The sequence below is a fragment of the Alkalibacillus filiformis genome, assembly GCF_030814115.1.
GTDB classification, from domain to species: domain Bacteria; phylum Bacillota; class Bacilli; order Bacillales; family Alkalibacillaceae; genus Alkalibacillus; species Alkalibacillus filiformis.
Genome location: NZ_JAUSUP010000003.1, coordinates 187425 through 209887, shown reverse-complemented (window position 1 = coordinate 209887; position 22463 = coordinate 187425). Strand labels below are relative to the sequence as shown.

Annotated in this window: 23 protein-coding genes and 1 other annotated feature; of the genes, 7 read left to right on the top strand and 16 right to left on the bottom strand. The window is 36.3% G+C overall.

Going from position 1 to position 22463, the window contains the following annotated elements; all coding sequences use genetic code 11:
* Positions 1–4: 4 nt before the first annotated feature.
* Positions 5–814, bottom strand: a complete 810-nt coding sequence (locus tag J2R98_RS07970; RefSeq protein WP_017184994.1) for an NAD kinase — start codon at positions 812–814, stop codon at positions 5–7.
* Between the two features lie 30 nt (positions 815–844).
* Positions 845–1459, bottom strand: a complete 615-nt coding sequence (gene yjbM / locus J2R98_RS07965; RefSeq protein ID WP_307067796.1) for a GTP diphosphokinase — start codon at positions 1457–1459, stop codon at positions 845–847.
* A gap of 133 nt (positions 1460–1592) precedes the next feature.
* Between yjbM and J2R98_RS07960 the strand changes: the two genes are divergently transcribed.
* The 4 genes from J2R98_RS07960 to J2R98_RS14585 all read left to right on the top strand — a co-directional run bounded on the left by J2R98_RS07960 (position 1593) and on the right by J2R98_RS14585 (position 3830).
* Complete coding sequence (locus J2R98_RS07960; RefSeq protein WP_307067794.1) at positions 1593–2165, top strand: CYTH domain-containing protein; 573 nt, start codon at positions 1593–1595, stop codon at positions 2163–2165.
* Positions 2166–2288: 123 nt separating this feature from the next.
* Entirely contained in the window at positions 2289–2672 is a 384-nt protein-coding gene (locus J2R98_RS07955; RefSeq protein WP_307067792.1) for a globin domain-containing protein, read from the top strand.
* Between the two features lie 5 nt (positions 2673–2677).
* Positions 2678–3592, top strand: coding sequence for a ClpXP adapter SpxH family protein (locus J2R98_RS07950; protein ID WP_307067790.1), 915 nt, complete (start codon positions 2678–2680; stop codon positions 3590–3592).
* A gap of 49 nt (positions 3593–3641) precedes the next feature.
* Positions 3642–3830 carry a hypothetical protein gene (locus J2R98_RS14585; RefSeq protein WP_503128523.1) on the top strand — a complete coding sequence of 63 codons (189 nt, stop codon included), beginning with the start codon at positions 3642–3644 and terminating at the stop codon, positions 3828–3830.
* Positions 3831–3968: 138 nt separating this feature from the next.
* Here J2R98_RS14585 and pepF read toward each other — a convergent pair whose 3' ends face one another.
* From pepF to mecA, 4 genes are all read right to left on the bottom strand, one after another.
* Positions 3969–5774: an oligoendopeptidase F gene (gene pepF / locus J2R98_RS07945; protein ID WP_307067788.1), complete on the bottom strand. Its 1806-nt coding sequence runs from the start codon at positions 5772–5774 to the stop codon at positions 3969–3971.
* 81 nt (positions 5775–5855) lie between these two features.
* A complete protein-coding gene (locus J2R98_RS07940; protein ID WP_307067786.1) occupies positions 5856–7013 on the bottom strand; it encodes a competence protein CoiA in 1158 nt (385 codons plus the stop codon).
* 40 nt (positions 7014–7053) lie between these two features.
* The gene (cls, locus tag J2R98_RS07935) at positions 7054–8568 is read right to left on the bottom strand and encodes a cardiolipin synthase (RefSeq protein WP_307067785.1); all 1515 of its coding nucleotides are present in this window, start codon (positions 8566–8568) and stop codon (positions 7054–7056) included.
* Between the two features lie 352 nt (positions 8569–8920).
* On the bottom strand, positions 8921–9616 hold the full coding sequence (mecA, locus tag J2R98_RS07930) for an adaptor protein MecA (protein ID WP_307067783.1): 696 nt from the start codon (positions 9614–9616) through the stop codon (positions 8921–8923).
* 315 nt (positions 9617–9931) lie between these two features.
* Between mecA and J2R98_RS07925 the strand changes: the two genes are divergently transcribed.
* The gene (locus J2R98_RS07925) at positions 9932–10612 is read left to right on the top strand and encodes a TerC family protein (RefSeq protein WP_307067781.1); all 681 of its coding nucleotides are present in this window, start codon (positions 9932–9934) and stop codon (positions 10610–10612) included.
* A 60-nt stretch (positions 10613–10672) separates the two neighbouring features.
* On the opposite strand, the gene spxA is transcribed toward J2R98_RS07925, so the two are convergent.
* The 3 genes from spxA to J2R98_RS07910 all read right to left on the bottom strand — a co-directional run bounded on the left by spxA (position 10673) and on the right by J2R98_RS07910 (position 13525).
* A complete protein-coding gene (spxA, locus tag J2R98_RS07920; RefSeq protein ID WP_017184984.1) occupies positions 10673–11068 on the bottom strand; it encodes a transcriptional regulator SpxA in 396 nt (131 codons plus the stop codon).
* Between the two features lie 369 nt (positions 11069–11437).
* Positions 11438–12028, bottom strand: a complete 591-nt coding sequence (locus tag J2R98_RS07915; RefSeq protein ID WP_307067778.1) for a GNAT family N-acetyltransferase — start codon at positions 12026–12028, stop codon at positions 11438–11440.
* A 279-nt stretch (positions 12029–12307) separates the two neighbouring features.
* Entirely contained in the window at positions 12308–13525 is a 1218-nt protein-coding gene (locus tag J2R98_RS07910) for a putative glycoside hydrolase (protein WP_307067776.1), read from the bottom strand.
* 217 nt (positions 13526–13742) lie between these two features.
* Positions 13743–13940 (top strand) — a binding site (T-box leader).
* 88 nt (positions 13941–14028) lie between these two features.
* On the opposite strand from J2R98_RS07910, the gene trpS reads away from it, so the two are divergent.
* Complete coding sequence (trpS, locus tag J2R98_RS07905) at positions 14029–15024, top strand: tryptophan--tRNA ligase (RefSeq protein ID WP_307067774.1); 996 nt, start codon at positions 14029–14031, stop codon at positions 15022–15024.
* Positions 15025–15214: 190 nt separating this feature from the next.
* On the opposite strand, the gene J2R98_RS07900 is transcribed toward trpS, so the two are convergent.
* The 6 genes from J2R98_RS07900 to J2R98_RS07875 form a co-directional block, all read right to left on the bottom strand.
* Positions 15215–15970 (bottom strand): DUF3603 family protein, encoded by a 756-nt coding sequence (locus J2R98_RS07900; RefSeq protein WP_307067772.1) that lies wholly within the window; start codon positions 15968–15970, stop codon positions 15215–15217.
* Between the two features lie 71 nt (positions 15971–16041).
* Entirely contained in the window at positions 16042–16248 is a 207-nt protein-coding gene (locus tag J2R98_RS07895) for a YuzI family membrane protein (protein WP_017185424.1), read from the bottom strand.
* Between the two features lie 154 nt (positions 16249–16402).
* Complete coding sequence (locus tag J2R98_RS07890) at positions 16403–17293, bottom strand: glycine betaine ABC transporter substrate-binding protein (RefSeq protein ID WP_307067770.1); 891 nt, start codon at positions 17291–17293, stop codon at positions 16403–16405.
* Between the two features lie 20 nt (positions 17294–17313).
* Positions 17314–18045, bottom strand: coding sequence for an ABC transporter permease (locus J2R98_RS07885; protein ID WP_307067768.1), 732 nt, complete (start codon positions 18043–18045; stop codon positions 17314–17316).
* A gap of 15 nt (positions 18046–18060) precedes the next feature.
* Positions 18061–19050: an ABC transporter ATP-binding protein gene (locus tag J2R98_RS07880; RefSeq protein WP_307067766.1), complete on the bottom strand. Its 990-nt coding sequence runs from the start codon at positions 19048–19050 to the stop codon at positions 18061–18063.
* Between the two features lie 38 nt (positions 19051–19088).
* Positions 19089–19760, bottom strand: a complete 672-nt coding sequence (locus J2R98_RS07875) for an ABC transporter permease (protein WP_307067764.1) — start codon at positions 19758–19760, stop codon at positions 19089–19091.
* A gap of 301 nt (positions 19761–20061) precedes the next feature.
* On the opposite strand from J2R98_RS07875, the gene J2R98_RS07870 reads away from it, so the two are divergent.
* On the top strand, positions 20062–21168 hold the full coding sequence (locus J2R98_RS07870) for a mandelate racemase/muconate lactonizing enzyme family protein (RefSeq protein WP_307067762.1): 1107 nt from the start codon (positions 20062–20064) through the stop codon (positions 21166–21168).
* Positions 21169–21220: 52 nt separating this feature from the next.
* Here J2R98_RS07870 and fabF read toward each other — a convergent pair whose 3' ends face one another.
* Positions 21221–22459: a beta-ketoacyl-ACP synthase II gene (gene fabF, locus J2R98_RS07865; RefSeq protein ID WP_307067760.1), complete on the bottom strand. Its 1239-nt coding sequence runs from the start codon at positions 22457–22459 to the stop codon at positions 21221–21223.
* Positions 22460–22463 lie beyond the last annotated feature (4 nt).

Below are 22463 nucleotides of genomic sequence, written 5' to 3'. Positions count from 1 at the left end.
ACACCTAAAATTCAGTTCTTTCATTAGAAATAAATGAATCGTGCACGCGTTTCCAAAACGGGAACGGACGGAAACGTGCAAAACGAACACGTTCTTTTGCGACACGGCATTGAATGCTATGCACATGGTTAAAGTTCATCGTTAAATGATCAATCGTAATTAAAAACGTTCTGTCACTTTTCGGTTTCATGACCGCTGTATGATGTTTTGGCAAAATAAGTGGTGAGCCGACTGTACGGAACACACGATTGTTAATTGAAGCCATCTCAGTAATTTGGAAAGCTTCAAGTGACGGGTGAATAATTGCTCCACCTAAGGCTTTGTTGTAAGCTGTAGAACCTGATGGGGTAGAAATACATAACCCATCACCACGGAACGTTTCGAAATGCTCACCTTTAATCTCAACATCTAATACGACAGAACCCTCAGCCGTTTTAACGGAAATCTCATTTAACGCTAAGTAACAATGTTCTTCATCATATTCTTCAGGTCTAATCGTTAATTCTAATAGCGGATACTCAACGACTTGGAATGGCGTTCTTGCAATTTCAATGATTAACTTTTCCAGCTCTTCTGGTACCCAATCCGCATAAAACCCTAAGTGCCCTGTATGTACACCGATGAACGCTGTCTCATTCAGTCTGTGGACATAACGGTGAAACGCTTCTAACAATGTTCCATCGCCACCAACTGAAATGACTAAGTCGGGCTCTTCTTCGTTATACTCCATCTTAAATTCGGACAAATAACTTTTAAATTTTGATTTAATTTCTTTGGAAGCTTGGTCGCCTCGGCACTGTACTGCAAACTTCACTTCAACCCCACCTTTATCGAGTCTAAAACGCTAATCTTTTTTTCGTCGGAAAAATTCTTGTGCATCACGTATTTCTTTTCTAATTTTCGACATTTCTTCATCTAGGCGAAATGCGGCTTCAGCAGCATTTTTCAACCGTTGTGTTACATCTGTAGGCATTTGACCAGAATATTTATAATTTAACGAGTGTTCATTAATCGCCCAGAAATTCATTGCTAATGTACGAATTTGAACTTCAGCTAAAATCCGCTTCTCACCGTGAATCGTTTCAACCGGATATGAAATAATGACGTGATAAGAGCGGTAGCCACTTTCTTTATTTTTTTCTATATAATCTTTCTCTTCTACTATTTCAAAATCTTGTCGTGCCCGAATCATGTCAACAACTTCATAAATGTCATCGACGAAAGGACATACGACTCGTAAGCCTGCTATATCTTGTACTTCTTGTTCGATTTTAGGGATCGGAATGTCTCGTCTTTTAGCTTTATCAACAATACTAGTAATTGGTTTCACTCGACCTGTGACAAACTCAATGGGAGAATGTCGAGACTCGTAATCAAATTGTTTACGCATTCCTTTTAGTTTAATCTTTAATTCATCTACTGCTTGACTGTATGGTGCTAAAAAGATATCCCATTTCAAACGGTTCTCCCCCCACTTTCACATGATGTCTTTACACTAAACCCATTGTACCATAATTTCCAGACTGTCATAATCGTTGAATCTAACAAATTTATCCTTCATAATGAGAATGAGTTTAGCAAGAGGTGAGACAATGCAAGAAATTGAAATTGAATTTAAAAACTTACTAACAAAAGAAGAATATGAACGTTTAGCTGTGCATTATATTAAAGATTCTTCGGAAATTAAACAACAGATTAACTATTATTTTGAAACTAATGACTTTGAATTGCGTTCTAAACGTGCTGCACTTAGAATTCGTGAAAAAAATGGTGAATACATTGCCACTTTAAAACAACCTGTTGAAAACGGTTTGTTAGAAACACACGACGTCTTGTCAGCAGAACAGTTCGACCAATGGCTTCAAGATGATATTAATCTACCACCAAACATCAATAAACAATTAAACGAAATTGGTGTAACTGGTGATCAACTTTCATACAAAGGCGCATTACAAACAAACCGCTTCGAAGAGAAAAACGATCAATATATAATTGTTTTAGATCATAGTCAATATAATCAAACCGAAGACTATGAGCTTGAACTTGAAGTGTATGACTATGAATATGGTAAACGACTTTTTTCAGAACTATTGAAGAAATTCAAAATAGAAAAACGAGAAACTTCAAATAAAATCGCACGTTTCTTTGCAACTGTAAAAAAATAACACCCTGTACAACATCGCGCAATGAGCGGAAGTTTCCTTGTTAACAGCATTTCCCTATTCATATTAATTGATACTATGCTTCGAGGTTGCTACAATATAGAACAAAGAGAGAGAGGAATATATATGGCACATTCACAAGCAAACATTTATGAAGCAATTGGAGGCGAAGAGGCTGTTGAACGTTTAGTAGATGCATTTTACAAACGTGTAGCCGAACATCCAGATCTCATTCCGATCTTTCCAGATGATCTAACCGAAACGAGAAGAAAACAAAAACAATTTTTAACACAATTTTTCGGTGGACCACAACTATATATTCAAGAGCATGGTCATCCTATGCTTAGAGCTAGACACATGCCATTTCAAATTACACCAACACGTCGTGATGCTTGGTTAGATTGTATGGCAGAAGCATTAGATGAAGCAGAAATTGAAGAGCCTTACAGAAGCTCTATTTTCGAAAGGCTAACGATGACCGCTAACCATATGATGAACACACCGGAGTAAATTGTTTGAAAGGGGAAATCGATGTGATGGATCAAACAGCAGATGTTATGAACAATCTTGCATCGAATGATAATTCCCAAGTTGACTTTTGTAACTTACTAAATAAACCAGTAGAAATATATTTATTTGTCGATCCGCTTTGCCCGGACTGTTGGTCTTTTGAACCTTTTATAAAAAAGCTAGCGATGGAATACGGATGCTATTTTAAATTACGCACGATTGTCACAGGAAAATCAACTGAAATGAACATCCCAACTTTAAACAGAACGAAAAGCCATACCTCCTGGCACAAAGTTTCTAGACGTACAGGGATGAACTGTGACGATGGATTTGAATCGAATGCCGTATCATCACCAATTTTAACGTCTTTGGCGATTAAAGCAGCTGAACTTCAAGGCCAGCGTTTAGGTACAAAGTATTTACGTAAATTACGCGAATATTTATTTTTAGACAGACAAAACATTTCAGATGAAGACGTGCTAATCGAGGTTGCTGAAAAAGTCAATTTGGATGTAGAGGAGTTTAAGAAAGACTTACATTCCAAAACAGCAAAGAAAGCTCTTAAATGCGACATACATGTTGCTAGAGAGATGGAAGTTGAACAAACACCAGCAATGGTCATGTTCAATCGTGAGAAAGAAGAAGACGGATTGAAAGTTTGTGGACTTTATAATTATGACACTTATATACGTGCATTTTTCGAAGTGATGGATCGTAAACCAAGACCATCAGTTAAACCAGAACTTATCGATTTCTTAAATCATTTTGAGTTTGTCGCATCCAAAGAAGTATCCGTCGTCTTTGACTGGTCAGAAGAAAAGACAGAAAAAGAATTAAAGAAACTGCAACTTTCTCGCAACGTAGAGCGTTTTCCTGTAAAGCACGGAACCTTTTGGAAGTATATAAAACAGGACAACTAGAATATTTTTAATAAAAGCACCATATGATGAGTATCAAAGGAAGGGAACGATGCACATGGTCCAACTTCTCTTTTGGTTGATTCTGATTATAGGTGCTTTTTTCTTTAATATGTTAGGTATGATGCAATTAGTACCTAGGTGGATCTCTTTTCCACTTCTATTTTTAGTTTTGTTTCTGTTTATAACTGCGATTACACAGAGAAATTCTTTTAGTCGAACGACACGACGATTTCATTAACCCTCAAGAGCTGCTCTCGAGGGATTTTTTATTTAGTTTCGTTGTCGAATTTTGTAGCTTATGACCTATTTGCGCTTTCCTATAAGCTATTATCAAAAATCAGTCGACTACTTAAAGTAGCCGACTGATTTTTATCCGTTATTCATTTAATAATGCTTCGAACTCATCTAATTTTTGTTCAAATACATCTAACGCTTCTAAAATTGGAGCTTTAGTCGTCATATCAACGCCTGCTTTTTTCAGCACATCGATTGGGTCTTCACTACTTCCAGCTTTTAAGAAATCTTTGAAACGTTCAACAGCTGGTTCGCCTTCTTCTAAAATTTTCGCAGCTAATGCTGTTGCTGCTGAATAGCCGGTTGAATATTGATAAACGTAATAACCCATATAGAAGTGCGGAATGCGTGCCCACTCTAAACCAATAGCTTCATCAACGTGGACCTCATCTCCGAAATATTTCTTATTCAAGTTATAGTAAATCTCTGTAAGCTTCTCAGCTGTTAACGCTTCACCATTTTGATCACGTTGGTGGATCTCGTGTTCAAATTCAGCAAACATCGTCTGACGGAACACGGTACCTCTAAAGCCTTCTAAGAAGTTGTTTAATAAGTATAAACGCTTCTTCTTCTCATCTAATGTCTTTAACAAATAATCATTTAATAGTGCTTCATTAGCAGTCGAAGCAACCTCAGCTACGAAAATTGAATAGTCACCGTAACGTGGTTCTTGATATTTACGTGTATAGTAACTGTGTAATGAGTGACCTAATTCGTGAGCTAGGGTAAACAAATTATCGACATTGTCTTGCCAATTCATTAAAATGTATGGGTTTGTTAAATAGCCCCCTGATGAATAAGCACCACTCCGCTTTCCTTTCGTCTCTAACCAGTCAATCCAACGCTCCTCATAACCTTGTTGTACAATTGACGTGTACTCTTCACCTAAAGGCTCTAAACCTTTTAATACATAGTCTTTCGCTTCATCAATCGTCACTTTAATTTTCTCGTCAACTAAAGGTGTATAAATGTCGTACATGTGTAATTCATCTACACCTAAAGCTTTCTTCTTTAAATCCATGTAGCGATGTAAAGAAGACAGACGTTCATTCACAGCATCGACTAAGTTATCATACACTTTTTCAGGAATATTGTTTTTATCTAAAGCCGCTTCACGAGCCGAGTTGTAATTACGCGCTTTGGCAAAAAAGTTCGCTTTCTTTACTTGACCGCTTAACGTTGCGGAAAAAGTATTTTTATACTGACCGAACGTTTCATACATTTTCTCAAACGCTTGTTGACGGACAGTTCGATCCTTTGAATCTAAAAACTCACGATAACGCCCGTGCGATAGTTGAACCTCTTCCTCATTTTCATCTTTAATCGTTGGAAAATCGATGTCTGCGTTATTTAACATACTAAACGCATTACCTGGTGTTGAAGTCACTTCTGAGACTTCAGCTAGTAGCGCCTCTTCTTTTTCTGATAAAACGTGTGGACGAGACTTCATAATGTCTTTTAACGTCTTTTCGTAATGCTTTAGTTCGTCTTTCTCTTGAATAAATTTCTCAATTTGCTCATCTTCCATCGCTAAAATTTCTGGAGTAACGAAGCTAAATGCACTCATCATTTGAGTAATTAATGACTTAGCACGAGCGTCTTGGTCTTGATATTTACTATTTGTCGTATCTTGGTCAGAACGCATATGCGAATAAACAAACACTTTTTGAAGACTAATGCGTAGTTCATCTTCAAGCTTCAATACTGCTAATAAGTTATCTGCAGATTCTGCAATACGACCTTTATACTCTGAGATTTTCGGAAATTCTTGCTGTAGATCTTTAAACGCTTGTTCCCATTCTTCATCCGTTGAAAAAATCGCTTCCAAATCCCATGTTAATTCTGTTGGGACCTCTTCCCTCGTTTTTAAACCTGTCGCTACTGACACGTATGTAACCTCCTAATAATAACTTTTTTCTTATTATTCTCTATTTTATAAAAGTTTCATGTAATTGTAAAACCTAACTACTTAACCATTAAAAAGTTGATCAAGCAATTCACGGTCATTCCGTAAGGCTTCATCCAACGTTTTTGGATAGTGAACATCTTTCTTCTTCACAAATGTTCCATCTTCATGACATTTGATATAACCTAATTGATCTAGTTTTAAAGTGTAATCATAAAGTGGGTGAATTGCAGAACTTGGGTAAGCTGAAGTCAGACGAGGATAAAAGAAATCACTTAAACCGTCATATAAATCTTGCCACGTAAAAGAGCCTTCTACATCTTTTACATCTAATACATCCATAATAAAATGTGTCTGCCATACATATATAGGTGTGTGAAATAAGTGATAATTTTGTACAGGTAAGTATATACAAGAAGGTAAATATTGAGGGTGTAAACGATTGTTGTAAAGAAACTGTAAATACTCTTTTTCCTCATCAGAAGTAAATTGACGTTGTTTCGTTCGGAATCGTCTTTTTTGTAACAACCACTGTTCTTTTTCACGGTTCTCTTTTGACTCGTTAATTAATAAATCTTGGAAGGAAAACGTTGTAATAGGCTTAGTAGTTGATGATGAGAAGGCTAAATTTTGGTGAACCGTTGAGGGGTGGTGTATAGAAAGCGTAAATTTACTAGGGTTATAGGTGAAAAATCTTAAACTTTTTGCATATGGGGATGCTAGTAAACTTGTTCTGATAGCTGTATTTACTTTATAGAATTCTTGTTTCAAAGGTTGTTCATACGATGGACCGAAAATCCATATCGGGATAATTTGTTGGGAAAGAAACCCTTCAGTTCGTTTCAATAGCTCTTGTGGTTCAATTGGAGAGCATTGATACTCAATTGCGTAGTAAAACTTGCCGACTTTTGTTATGATATCAGCTCGTTGTTGAATGGATTTGACGAAGTACTCGAGGTAGATTGGGTGTTTTTGTTGAAACAACCATTTGGCTAGGTGCATCTTACCTTTTAAATGAACATCATTCTCACCTTGGCCGTGACGGCATTGCCCGTCACTCCTATGCGCAAAATGGGGAATATTCACTTCACCTGCTTTTAAGATGACTGGTTGCTTACAGTTTGGGCAATACAGATGTTCACGCCTCAGTTGTTCAAGCTTTTCACGAGGTTGACTAAACGAGATGACTGCTTTTCCTTGGTCATTCATAGCCTTTAGCAATAGACATCACTCCTATAATATCTTAATAAAATCACCGCTGCTACAACAGCGGTGACATTAGTCTAAACAATGATTCTACAACACGAATAAATATAGAACGCTGTTTGAATTGATCTGGGTCAATTGGTTGGGACACTTTAAAATCTTCTTTAAAATCCTCGACAAGTTTATTCGTACTATTAGTTCTAAACAAAAACGCGTTTACTTCGAAATTGAGATGAAAGCTGCGCATATCCATATTGGACGTACCGATTGATGCCAACTCTTCATCGACAACAACAATTTTGCTGTGCAAAAAGCCTTTACCATACTCATACACTTTAACTCCTGCATCCATTAACTCCGGATAATAAGATCGAGAAGCATGGAATACAATTCGTTTATCCGGTACATTCGGAACTAACAAACGTACATCAACACCACTTAAACTCGCCACTTTCATCGCAGTTAAAATATCATCTTCAGGAATAAAGTAAGGTGATGCAATCCAAATTGATTTCTTAGCTGAAATAATCATCGAAAAATATAACTTTTTAATATTCTCCCACTGCGTGTCAGGGCCATCAGCAATCATTTGTACACCGCCAGCTTCATGGTCATTTAATACCATTTCAGGTGACAAATAATCTTGTTTCAACAATGACTCCCCAGTTTCATAATGCCAATCTTGTAAAAAGATCATTTGCAGTGAACGAACAGCTTCCCCTCGGACATGTAAGTGTGTATCTCGCCATTCACCAAAGTACGCATTTTTCCCTAAATATTCATCACCGATATTCAAACCACCCATAAATCCTAACTCACCGTCTACTACTATAATTTTACGATGATTACGGAAGTTTATACGGTTACCGATAAAAGGTAACTTTACAGGGGCAAATGCTTTAAATCTAACACCCGCTTCACGAAGTTCTTCTTTAAACTCTTGTGACAATTTCCAGCTTCCAACTGCATCATACAAAAATCGTACTTCTACTCCAGCTTTTGCTTTCTCAATTAGAATATCTTTAATTTCACTACCAATCTCATCATCACGCACTATATAATATTCCATATGGATATGATGTTCCGCTTTTCGTAGAGCCTCTAAAATGGAAGGAAAAGTTTCTGATCCATTCGTTAATACACTCGTTTCTGAGTTAAATGAGACAGGTGAATTACCAAGTTCATGGGCAAGTCGAAAAAACATCTTCTGGTGGTCACCCATTTGATTCAAGTCTTGTTTTGTAATAGGTTTTTGCCCTTCAATCTTGCTAAAAGCTTGCTCATCTAACTCTTGCTTTTCGTCATAGCGTTTTCTCTTCGTATAATTTCGACCGAACAAAATATAGAAGAAAAAACCTAATACAGGAAAGGCTGCAAAAATTAATATCCAGTTGATCGTTTGAGATGGATTACGATTCTCGATGAATATAATAAATACAATTAAAATAGCGGAAAGAGTCACAAAAATAGAGAACGTCGTAACAAGCCGACCTTCCCAAATGACATATGAGAGATATCCGATCCCAACAACTAGCGCTGTAAACAACAGCACTTGTATCCATTTAAGCATAATACATAAGCCTCTCTTCTCTATCCCTCTTTGAAAGTTGGACTTGCACCAACACTTTATTATAAAGCGTTATTTATAAACCCTTTTTCATCATATACGAGATATAAATTTACAATACAAAAAATGTTACATTTTTGCAACCTAGTTGATTTTGGGAAATTTTTAGATACTAATAATAACCCCTCTATATTTGTAACACTTTACTTATTTTAGCTATATAATTTATTGAAGGTTGATGAAAAAATATTTATTTTGGTTTGAGAGCTGTCAATTCTTGCGAGTGCTGATAAACACCCGTCCTCATAACAAAAAATGACAAGCTTGTCATATAAGGAGCAAGCTTGCCATTTTATTATTTAAAATGTTTTCTTAGTTGTTTAAGTGCATTTTTAGCCACTACTTCTGTGCCATATTCGGCTAGGTAATGAACCGTTTTATCTGATTCCTCACCATATTCTAGTAACTGGCTAATGTAGTCTTCTTGTTCATCTTCGCTTAAGAAGCCATTTGGAAAACCAATGTGTAGATAATATTCATTATCATAAGCGTATAGACGATCATCAACGAAACGCGTGTCTTTCATTGATTTGCTTAATGAAATAACGTCTTCAATATCTTTAAACTTAATCATTAACGTTAAGTCATCATCTAAATGTCTTTTCTTCTTTGATTTAGGAGTTGATTCTTCAGACGATGAACCTTCTTTAGGGAAGCTTTGTTCCATAAAGTTTTCTAAGTCCTGTGTTACACCTGGACCGTTTTCATCATCATTTAAATCAGGTAACTCTAATTTATTTCCGTCTTTTGAAATTTGAGCTTTAGTCACAACAATTTCAAGACCTTTGTCTAACGCTTGAACTTGAATCCATAATGGACCATCAACACTAAAGTCTTCTTGGTCGTTAACTTCATCCATCATTTCCCAAAACAGTTCTTCGCCTTTTTCTCGGTTGTACCAGATATCTTCGCGACTAAAACCGCGTTCTTCAATATCACTGTATGATATATAAAATTTTAACGTGTTCTCATTAATTCTTTCTATTTCCATTGTTCTCCTCTCCCTTCTCATAAGCAATTAAATAGCTGGGAAGGACTACCCGAAAACTCCTTACACCTACAATACCCTGAATCAAAATCTTTCAATCATTTCATAAAGAAGCCTTCTTGTTCATATTTTATGTTAGGTAGATCTTTATTGAAAATGTTTTTGACTCGCTTTTTACAAATTCCATGTTTGCCCTAGTTAAACCTCCGTTGCCATAACATCTAAGCAAACTTCGGACAAGCCATGTTTTCTTTGTATTTAATCCACTATTTTAAAACATATATTACAATTTGTCACGTATAAAAAGGAGGTTTTTTAGTGGAAATTTTATTTGATATAAATTGGGATATTTTAAAAGCCGTACTCATCATCATTGGTCTCGATCTCATCTTAGGTGGCGATAATGCAGTAGTTATTGCCATGGCGAGCCGAAACCTGCCTAAATCGTTACAAAATAAGGCAATTATTCTTGGGACAACCTTTGCCATCCTATTCCGGTTCTTATTAGCGACGATTGCGATTTACTTACTAACGATTCCTTACGTACAGCTTATTGGTGGTGTCTTTTTATTTTTCATAGCGATCCAGCTACTACTAGATAAAGGGGATTCTCACCAAAACATTTCTGCATCAGCCACGATGTTCGGCGCTGTGAAAACCATTATAATCGCTGATGTCGTGATGGGGTTTGATAATGTGTTAGCAATCTCAGCTGCATCAAACCAGAACCTGTACTTAATCATCTTCGGATTATTAGTATCAGTACCTATTATCATTTTCGGTAGTAAGTTAATTTTACACTTTATGAGTAAATACCCAATCATCATTTACTTTGGGGCTGCTTTATTAGCTTATACGAGTGCAGAGCTCATATTGAAAGAAATCAAATTACAACCTTTTCTCATCCACATGCCGCTTGTGCACTGGGTTTTCCCAATAGCTATCATTTTAATAACTGTATTGATTGGTTACTCATCAAGAAAAAAGACAGCTTATTAAAAATAGACAAAAGCCGAACCCATTTACAGTGGTTCGGCTTCTTTATATTGTACTTGTTAATTAATTAACTAATCGCTGCGCTTCTTTTAGTTGGAAAGAACGAACTTTTCTCGGTAAGAAACGACGAATTTCATCTTCGTTGTAACCAACTTGTAGGCGCTTATCATCTAAAATAATTGGGCGTCTTAATAGCCCTGGATTTTCTTGAATAAGATCAATTAAATCCTTTAGCGGCATTTGATCTAAACTTGTATCAAGTGTTTGGAACACTTTTGAACGTTTAGAAATGATCTCGTCAGTACCATCTTCTGTCATGCGTAAAATTTCTTTAATCTCATCAGCTGACAATGTCTCTGAGAAAATGTTACGCTCTTCAAATGGAATTTCATGTTCTTGCAACCATGCTCTTGCCTTCCTACAAGATGTACAGCTTGGTGATGTAAATAAAGTTACCATGCCATTCACTCTCCTTTTAAACGGCTTTAGACATGAAACAAAGTATATTGAAAAAGATATTAGTTTAGAATTAATCTAATCTAACCTATATTAATTATACAACATTTTTATGTAGTTGAATAGAGCGTCAGATTAGTTGTAATGAAATATTCACAATATCGATTTCTGTCTTATTATTGGTTTACCCTTAATTACCAATATTAAACCTATTTTTTATAAAAAATTTTAAAAAATTATAGTAAAATGAGATGTTTCCTAGAGTAGCTTGTTGTCGAAATAGGGGATTTAATAGCTAAAACTCCTTACGTGAGATCAGCTTAAAAATGAAAGAGGCTGCTAATAAAAGCAACCCCTTCATTATAACATATTTTAAACACCTTTTGGATCCTTTATTGCTTCAAATAAATCACTTTTTCGATTACGATCAATGCTTAATACTTCTTCAACTGGCTGATAGGATTCCCCGTAAATTTCTTCATCTTTATAAGTATGGATCTGTTCGTACAGCTTTTTCATCTGTTTATATATAACTTCTTCAGACCCTTCATCAGGTGACCAATATAATATTTCTAACGTGTTCATTTCATCAGTCGCTAAAGAACGGCGTGTATAACCAATTGATTGAGCATGTTTAAACCCTTCACGTTGATAAAAGCGTAATCTTTTCTCTGTATCAGTATCTTCATAATCAACTGGTTCAACTTCTAAAATTATTGGTTTATGACGCTCTTTAAGCTTGTTTAATAACTTGCGACCAAGGCCTTGCCCACGTGCTTTCGTTGAGACATATACATAATCTATAAAAATGAACGATTCAAACTCAACATACATCATAACATGGTGCTCACCTTCATCTTTATAGTACACATCACTTTTTTCTTTTAACAATCGTTCCATATGTTCCTTTGACTTCATCTCTTCTACCGGAAAGTATTCATTTAACTTCTCGTACCAGTTCATACATCTACTCCTTCTTAAGTTGTTTCACCATAAAATGACGATGGCGTTTTCATTATTAATTATAGATTACGGGGGAAATTCTGTTAAATGGCATTAAGTGACGCTCAGTTAGATTAAGTTTGATTTATAGTGACTATTTAGCCTCATCCATATAATCCCTCAAATATACACATATAAACTCCCATATCCATTAAAATATAAGAAATTTGCTAAAGATCACGTTCAAAGCAATAAAAAAAGACTTTTGGCTAAATAACCAAAAGTCTTTTTAAGAGAGAGTTAACGTGGGTCAAAGTTTGCATCTCTCGTATATCTATTACTTGGGTCCCACAGTAAGTATTCGTAAATACCGTTATCATAAAGCGCTTGGATTTGTGCTGTTACTTCATCTGGTCCGTAACGAAACACATTACCTGAAGAATATAACCATGAAGCTGTAAAATCTTGTAGCCACGGCCTAGAAACCGGTGGGTCATCAAGCTCAGCTAACAGTTCATTCTCAACTTGTGCATATTCATTTACTAAATTATATGGTTCACGGTCTGGTTCTGAGATACCGAAATATGGTGTCCAATGACTTGGATAAATCATAGAAGAAATAACATCCACATTTTCTGAGATACCTAAGAAATTTTGTCCAATACCAGGAGCGTCTTCAACAGTTGCTGCATAGCCAAAAATATCAACTGAAACGTCAACACCATATGGCTCTAATTCATTATATGAATACTCAACAAACTCATTTACTGCTGTAACACGCTCTCTAACATTATCTAAACCAGCATCTTCATAGTCTCCACGCGTATAGTCTAAATCTTCATCACGATGTTCAAATCCTTCAGGGAAACGAACGTAATCAAGCTGAATTTCTTGGAAACCTAATTCTACAGCATGCTTAGCTATGTCAATGTTATATTCCCAAACATCTTGTACAAACGGATTAACAAAAGCTTCGCCACGTCCATTAACCCAAACTTCACCATCTTCTACAAATGACCATTCAGGCTTGGACTTAGCCAACTCTGAATCTTTGAAGACAACAACTCTTGCAATTGGGTAAATACCTTCCTCTTCAAGGCGTTCAAGCATTGCTCTTGGGTCTTTAATATAGCTTTCTGAGAACTCATGTCCATATAAATCTTCCGGTAATTTATACGTGATCTTACCGTAATCGTCCTTAACATCAATAACCATAGAGTTTAACGGTGTATCGTGTATAAACTCAATTAAGTCTTCAAAACGAGAACCACCCGCGGAATGTCCTGTCACATAAATGCCTCGCACAGCATCAGGGTACTCAAAGTGTAAACCTGAGTTAAATGTAAAGCGGGGAATTGGGTCAGGTAATTCCTTAATTTGTAGACCTGTTTCATATGTAGAATGGAATGTGACCATTTTTGACTCTGTTTCATCTGCATGAAGTTCAAATTCTGATGAAAACAATTGAACAAGTCCTAAAATTAATATTAGTGAGATGATGATCCGACTCTTCTTCATAGTTTCATTCCCCCAAGTTGTTTTCTATCTGTTACTATTATAATCTGTTTTTGACAGTATTTGTTGAAATTTTAATAATTTCTTATAAAAAAACAAAAAATCCAACAATTGTTTCAGTTCTTTTTAACGAATGTCCAATATTTTTAGTCAAAATGGTTGATTGACTTGCAACACAATTGAACATTACATATAATAAAAGCAGTAAATTTATACTCTATTAAATGCTATGAAAAAGTATAAGTACAATATAACCTCTATTTTCAGAGAGTCTGGATAGTGGAAACAGACAATATGTTATGTTGGAAATTGGAACTTTGGAGCTGAATGGTCCGGTTAGCAACCGTTAACAAGCTTACACTGAGTGATCTCATTTTGAGGTAACAAGGGTGGTACCGCGAATCCAGTCGTCCCTTATTTTAGGGAAGAGTGGATTTTTTTATTTACTTCTTGATGTAATAACCTGAGTTAAAGGAACAGACTAAAAAATATTTTGAGGTGATTTGATGAGTACAATATTCTCTGGCATTCAGCCGAGTGGTTCATTAACCATTGGAAACTATCTTGGTGCTTTAAGACGCTTTCCAGAATTACAAGATGATTATAACTGCTATTTTTGTATTGTAGATGAGCATGCAATCACAGTACCACAAGATCGTTTAAAACTTCGTAATCAAATTCGTTCTTTAGCAGCTTTATATTTAGCTGTTGGTATTGACCCGAAGAAATCTACACTGTTTATTCAATCAGAAGTTCCAGCCCACACACAAATGGCATGGATTTTACAGTGTGTTGCTTATGTCGGTGAGCTAGAACGTATGACGCAATACAAAGACAAATCATCAGGTAAAGACGGCGTATCAGCTGGTTTATTAACATATCCACCATTAATGGCGGCTGACATTTTATTATACTCAACTAATGTCGTACCAGTCGGCGAGGACCAAAAACAGCACATTGAGCTAACTCGTAATTTAGCAGAGCGCTTTAACAATAAGTACAATGATATTCTAACTGTTCCAGAACCACACATCCCAGAACAAGGCGCTCGCATTATGTCATTACAAGACCCTACAAGTAAAATGAGTAAGTCAGATGAAAATCAAAAAGCAACAATCTACATCCTAGATGAACCAAAACAAATTGAAAAGAAAATTAAAAGTGCAGTTACTGACTCAGAAGGCATAGTGGAATACGATCAAGAAAATAAACCAGGTATTACAAACTTATTAAACATCTACTCTGGCTTCTCTGGTGAGTCCGTTGAAGAAATTACACAAAAATTCGAAGGCAAAGGTTATGGTGAATTTAAACAAGACTTAGCTCACGTTGTCATTGAAGGACTAGAACCAATCCAAAAACGTTACCATGAATTATATGAATCTGAAGAGTTAGATACCATTTTAGACGAAGGTTCCGATCATGCTTCATTTGTCGCTAACAAAATGTTAAAAAAAGCGAAGAAAGCTATGGGATTAGGACGCGTACATTTGAAAAGGTAAAGTTTAAAAGCAGAACTGTCGGTCAGTTCTGCTTTTTATTTAATCTTCAAATGGTGCCACCGGACTTTGTATTAACCACTCCCTATTCGGTAATTATTTTCTCTATTCGGTATTAACACTTCCTCATTCAGCATTAACCCTCTCCTCAACATAAAAAACCTGCGTGATCACATCACACAGGCCTTTCACATCATCTTTTCAACACATTTTTCTTCTGTTGTTCCATTTCCCAAAGGCGTTCAAAGAATGGTTGGCCTTTTGCCATTTTTTCACACATTTCTTCATGTTGAATACTCCATCCATCACACGCTTCGTTAATTAGTAATTCAAATCCTTCTTCAAAAGTCATTTGTTGAATCTCTTGATACATTTCTGGTCGCCATTCGGTTAGCCAATAACGTAATTCATCAATACGTTTACTTTGTTTTAACTGATCAAGCATCAACATGAGCAAATGCTTAAGTTGGCGCTCTTTTCTCGTTAAGCCCATCATATATTCTGGTTGTAATGATAAAATGTGATAATCTTTTTTCCCTCTTCTCGGTTTATAAGAAAAGTCTAACGGACGTTTGTGTGTAATTAAATCTAGTACTAATCGTTCCTGTCTTGGTATGACACGACTCTTTCTAACTGGAATATCGTAACCTAACGTGTCGATAACCATCACTTGGTGTCCATCTGTTGCAACAAATGCATATTCTAGTGAGATTCTCTTATGTTGTTTCTTTAAGTATGCACGTTTATAAACTGCTTCTAACAAAGGTTTCGGTAAATCAGACATATCGTTTTCTATGTAGTTAAATAGCTCCTTTGTTACATATACCACTGGGACTTGATCGAGCAGCTCAATTGAGTCATTTTTGCGCCACTCATGAAAATGGCAAACGTTATAACCATTTTCCTCCCCTTCAAACCAGTTCACCCAAATATCATGAACGTACATCATTAACATCCCTCACTTTAAGTGTTAATCCGTTTATGTTCATTATCACCAAGTGACATATTTTTATTCTTAATTTATGAACTAAATGGGTTTTTATACATGGCCAAGATCATAATGAAAGAGCCGAGCGGAAGCAAATAGCACTCTGGTCTTTTATAAATAAAAAGCACAAAATCATACCATCCCATCCCGACAGGTAAAAAATTCAAATAACCAATAATTGATACTGCTCCAACACACGTAAAACCAAAACCGATAAAAAACATTATTAACTGCCACATCATTAGCATCTCCTATTTTTGATGCTTATCCTTTGGTGACTTGTCCAATTTCCTTATTTGAATATATGTAACAGCGAGGCTAAACATTAATAAGTAACCATAAAAAAACAGGCCTAACGAATGTTAGACCTGCCTGTTTAAGATAAAAACTTGATTAATCAATAATACCTTGATCAATTAAAAACTCTTCTGCTACTTCTTGTACACTTCTTTCTTCAACATCTACTTGGTAGTTCAATTCAATCATCGTTTCACTATCTAAAGCGTTAGCCATTGGTTCAGTTAAATCTGCTAAATCTTCATTAGCTTCAAGTACATCTGTGCGAACAACAGCTGCAGCAGTATAGTCTGGGAAGAAGTCTTGATCATCTTCTAAATTCATTAATTCAAACTGCTCAATACGGCTATCTGTGCTAAAGCCCATCGCAATATCTACTTCTTCATCTCTTAATGCTGCATACGTTAACCCTAAATCCATTAACTCTACATTAGCTGATGGAAGTTCAAAATCGTAATGCTCTTCTAATGCCCCGTAACCATCTGGACGAGCTGAGAACTCATCATTAACTGCAACGTTTGGCTCATTACCTGAGTTTACATATTCAGCTAAGTCTGACAAGCTTTCTACTCCTTCAGTTTCAGCAAATGATTGACGAACCATTAACGTATACGTATTATTGACCTCTGTTGGGTTCATCCAAGTAATTCCATTGTCTGCATCGATTTCACGGACCGCTTCAAACGCTTCTTCTGCTGTCGATACAGGCTCTTCATCTAAATAGGTTACAAGCCCCGTACCAGTATAATCCCATGTGAAATCAACTTGTCCACTCTCAATAGCTTCACGCAGTACATTACTTCCCATGTCAGAGCGTTGGTCAACTTCATAACCAGCATCCTCTAAGACGATTTTTGTCATCTCAGATAATAGTAGAGATTCTGTAAAACTTTTCGCACCTACTGTAATTTCATTTTCATTGTCCCCACCACAAGCTGCTAACAACAATATAGTGACTAAAGCAATAATACTTAACATTTTCTTCATAATGATTCCTCCTCAATTTATTATCTAGTACTAGGTCTAGCACCACGTGGTACAACCTTACGTTCAAGAAGACGTAAAAATAAGTCAACCGTGATCGCTAAAAGGGTGATTGGTAATGCACCTGAAATTAAAATACTATTATCAAACACATTAATACCAACGAAGATCCAATTACCTAGACCTCCACCACCAATTAAGTAAGCTAATGCCGTTGCACCAATATTTATGACAACTGCAGTACGAATACCAGCAATTATTGAATATGCTGCATTGGGCAATTCTACTTTAAACAAAATTTGATAAGGTTTGAATCCCATACCTTTTGCAGAATCTATTAAATTACTGTTCACAGACTGAATACCAGCTAAAGTGTTTCGGAAAATTGGCAAGATCGAATAAATAAACAGTGCAACTACTGCTGTTTGAAAGCCAATTCCCATAATCCCCATCATTAAAGCTAAAATGGCCATATTCGGAATGGTATAACCGAAGTTAACGACAGTTGACACAACCCCTTCAAAACGTTGGAACTTGGGTCTCGTTACTATTATTGCAGATGGAACAGCTACAGCGATCGCTAAAAACGATGATAAAGCAACTAATTGGATATGTTGTCTCAACAACACTAAAAACTCTTCAAAGTTTTCAACAAGGTGGTTTAAATACTCATTACTGAACACCCAAATAAAAAATGCTAATAAACCAAGATAGACGATTACTCTAACCGTCCACGTAATCACATTTTTCCCCAAAACACTCCCCTCCTCTTAAGGATTTACAACGGGCTCATCCTTCTCTGCCAGGTCAATCATATATTGATTAACTAACGCAAAGTCAACTTGACCGATTACTTCATCATTTTCATTAACAACATGAACAGCTTGTTGTTTGCTTTCTAAAATATAACTTAATACATCTCTTAAGTTAGAAGACTTAGAGACTGTCGCAATTTGACCTTTTTCAATAGAAGAATCTAATAACTCGTAACGCTCCATTAATTGCTCGATCCGATGAATGGTCAAACTTTTCACCATGCGGTCTTTACCAACGAATTGTGCAACAAAATCATTTGCAGGATTTTGCAATATTTGACTAGGTGTATCAAATTGCATTAATTGACCATCTTTCATAAGAGCAATTTTATCTCCCATTTTTATCGCTTCATCAATATCATGACTAACAAATAAAATCGTCTTATTTAATTCACGTTGAATAGCTAAAAACTCATCTTGCACTCTTTCGCGAATAATGGGATCCAACGCCCCAAATGGCTCGTCCATTAGCATCGCTGGCGGATCTGCAGCTAGGGCTCGAATGACACCAATTCTTTGTTGTTGTCCACCTGATAATTCATGTGGATAACGTTTACGGTAATCTTCTGCATCCAACCCTACTAACTCCATCAACTCTTCGAATCTTTTCTTTTTATCTTCTTTTGACCAACCAAGTAAGGTAGGGACAACGGTTACATTTTGTTCTATATTCATATTAGGAAACAGACCATTACTTTGGATAACGTAACCTATTTTTCTTCTTAACTCTATTTCATTTAAACTTTTAATACTTTCTCCATTAAATAAAATATCTCCATCAGTAACAGACTCTAATCCATTAACCATTCTTAATAACGTTGTTTTACCACACCCTGATGGCCCTAATAAAACGACTATTTCACCTTCATTGACATCTAGAGAAACTTGATCAACTGCCGTGACGTCTTCACCATAAATTTTGGTCACGCTTTTATATTGAATCACAACCGTTCAACCCCTTTTCATATTAATCACCTAATAGATTAAGATATCCCCTTTGGCGTTAACAGACGTTGTAAAAACCTTAAAAATAAATCTGCTGTTATTCCTAGAATTGAGATCGCAATCGCACCAGAAATAATCATCTCATGATAACCACGTGTAATACCTTGTGAGATTAAAATACCTAATCCACCAGCACCAATAAATGCAGCAATTACACCAATTCCGATATTTAATACGACCGCAGTTCTTATCCCTGCCATAATAACCGGAATCGTATTCGGGATCTCTACTTTGAACAAACGTTGCCAAGTATTCATACCAACACCATATGCGGCATCACGAATCTGTGGATTAACGTTATGAATTGCTGTGTATGTATTACGGATAATAGGTAACTGAGAGTATAGTATTAACGCGACAAATGCTGGGACGAAACCAATTCCTTGATTGATTACAGCAAAGATCGGAACCATAATTCCGAATAACGCAATACTTGGTATTGTCATAATGACACCAGCAATGTTTAATACGGTACTAGCTAATTGTTCGTTTGTCGTTAAATATATACCTAAAGGCACACCGATTAAAATCGCAACAATGATCGCTGAACCAACTAAGACTACGTGCTCGACTGTTAATTCCAAAATCCAATCAATATTGTTTTGGAAATAATCAATTACACGCCAAAACGTTGACTCTGAATTCCCCATCGACCTCAATTCCCCCTTTATCATTCAACCAATGATTATTTGAAAATTAGCACGCCTTTTATGATAGCTTAATATTTATTTATTAAACAAACATCAAACCAGGTTGTTAAATTGAGTTATCATGAGTATTTTTGAAAAAAACATCATTAATTTTCTTATCACATTGTTTAAAGACTATAATTCCCTATTTTTCGCATCTTTTCATTTTTGAGTAAACATATGAAGTCTGTTATGTTTCGAACAATCCAAAATGTGAACTAAAGACTTTAATTCGAAGACAATATGTTAGAAGGAGCGTATTATGAAAATAACTTCAATTGAAACAAAGCATTACAAAAAGCCGTTAAATCCAGCATTTAAAGCTGCATGGGATCCGAAACCGAGAGAAGAATTTCTTTCAACGATCGTTAAAGTTCACACTGATCAAGGAATAACAGGAATTGGGTCAGGAGATTTAATGAAAGGTTTTGAAGGTCATGAGCATTTGTTTATTGGTCAAGACCCCTTCGCAATTGAACGACACAACCAAATTTTAGATAATATTGATTTTCATTATGGACGTTGTTGGCCTTTAGACCTTGCACTTTGGGACCTCATAGGGAAAGCGACTGGACAACCAGTCTATAAATTACTAGGTGCTAAATCTGACAAAATAAAAGCTTATGCTTCAACCGGTGAAATTGTTTCACCAAAAGAGCGCGCTAAACGTACACAGAAGCTTATTGATGAAGGATTTGAAGCGATGAAAATTCGTTTTCACCATGAGGACGTACGTGATGACATTAAAGTAATTGAAGAAATACGAAAACAAGTCGGTAACAAAATTGAAATTATGGTTGATGCTAACCAAGGTTGGAAAATGCCTTGGGATACCGAGCGCACTTGGGATTTAAAAATGGCATTACAAGTTGCTAAAGAACTTGAAAATCTTAATGTTTTTTGGTTAGAAGAGCCGCTTCCTGCCCACGATTTTAAAGGAATGGCAAAGCTTAGAGAATTAACTTCTATAAGAATTGCTGGTGGAGAGATGAACAGAAGATGGCATGACTTTAGAGAAATGACTGATTATGGATCACTTGATGTTTATCAACCTGATGTCGCACTAGCTGGAGGCCTTACTCAAGTGAAGAAAATTGGTGAATTAGTCCAAGGCAGTGGACATATCTTCTCACCTCACACGTGGAGTAATGGCATTGGGTTATTAGCGAATTTACATTTAAGTGTTGCTATAAGTGATTGTCCTTATATTGAATTCCCATATGATCCTCCTTCATGGACGAATGAACGTCGTGACTTTGTTTTAAAAGAAACGGTTAAGCCTAATAATCAAGGTGAACTGGTCATGAGTGACAAACCTGGGTTAGGATTTGAACTAGATGATGCAGCACTTGCTAAGTATGAAATTTAATAATCGAATATAATAAAAGGTTGAATCAGCATAAGCCGATTCAACCTTTTTGTTATTTATATTCTTTAAAGACTAACGAAGCGTTGTGACCACCAAAGCCTAAAGAGTTCGACATGGCAGCCGTAATTTCTGCTTCACGCTTTTCATTAGGCACATAATCTAAATCACAGCCCTCATCAGGTGTTTCATAGTTCACTGTCGGTGGCATGATATTATTTTTTATTGATAAGACCGTCACAATTGCTTCTAAACCACCAGCAGCTCCTAATAAGTGACCTGTCATTGATTTCGTTGAGCTCATAGCCAAGTTATAGGCATGATCTTTAAAGACTGTTTTAACAGCCGTTGTTTCATACGGGTCATTTAACTCTGTACTCGTACCATGTGCGTTAATATACTGAATGTCTTCACCAGTCATTTCTGCATCACCAAGTGCTTGTTCCATTGCACGAGCAGCTCCTTCGCCTTCTGGTGCTGGAGCTGTAATATGATGGGCATCACCTGTTGAACCATAACCGACAACTTCAGCGTAAATGTTCGCACCACGCTTTTGCGCTGATTCGAGTGATTCAAGAATGACGATTCCTGCACCTTCACCCATAACAAATCCGTCACGGTCTTGATCAAACGGACGACTTGCTTTTTTCGGGTCTTCATTTGTCGTTAAAGCCTTCGCACTAGAAAAACCTGCAAAAGACATATTATTTATTGGCGCTTCAGTACCACCTGTAATCATAACATCGGCATCGCCACGTTCGATTACTTTGTACGCATCACCAATTGAATTAGTTCCTGAAGCACATGCTGTAACTGTACAAGAGTTGATTCCTTTTGCTCCAAAAATAATTGAAACTTGACCAGAAGCCATATCTGGAATCATCATCGGTACGAAAAACGGACTAACACGACGCTGCCCTTTTTCCATAAACTTTCTAAACTGCTCCTCATACGTTGACAACCCACCAATACCAGAACCGATCCAAACACCAGCTTTAGGTGCTAATGTTTCATCAATCTCAAGTTTAGCGTCATCCAACGCCATTTTAGAAGCAGCTACAGCATACTGTGTAAATAGATCCATTCGTTTTGCTTCTCGTTTATCCATATATAATGAAGGGTCAAAATCCTTAACTTCTGCTGCAATTTTCGCCGGAAATTCATCTGGATTCACTTTAGTTACTGTATCGATTCCAACATGACCTGCAAGTAAATTGTTCCAAATTGTTTCAACATCATTACCAACTGGAGACACAGCTCCTATACCTGTTACGACCACTCGTCTTTTTGACATTTCC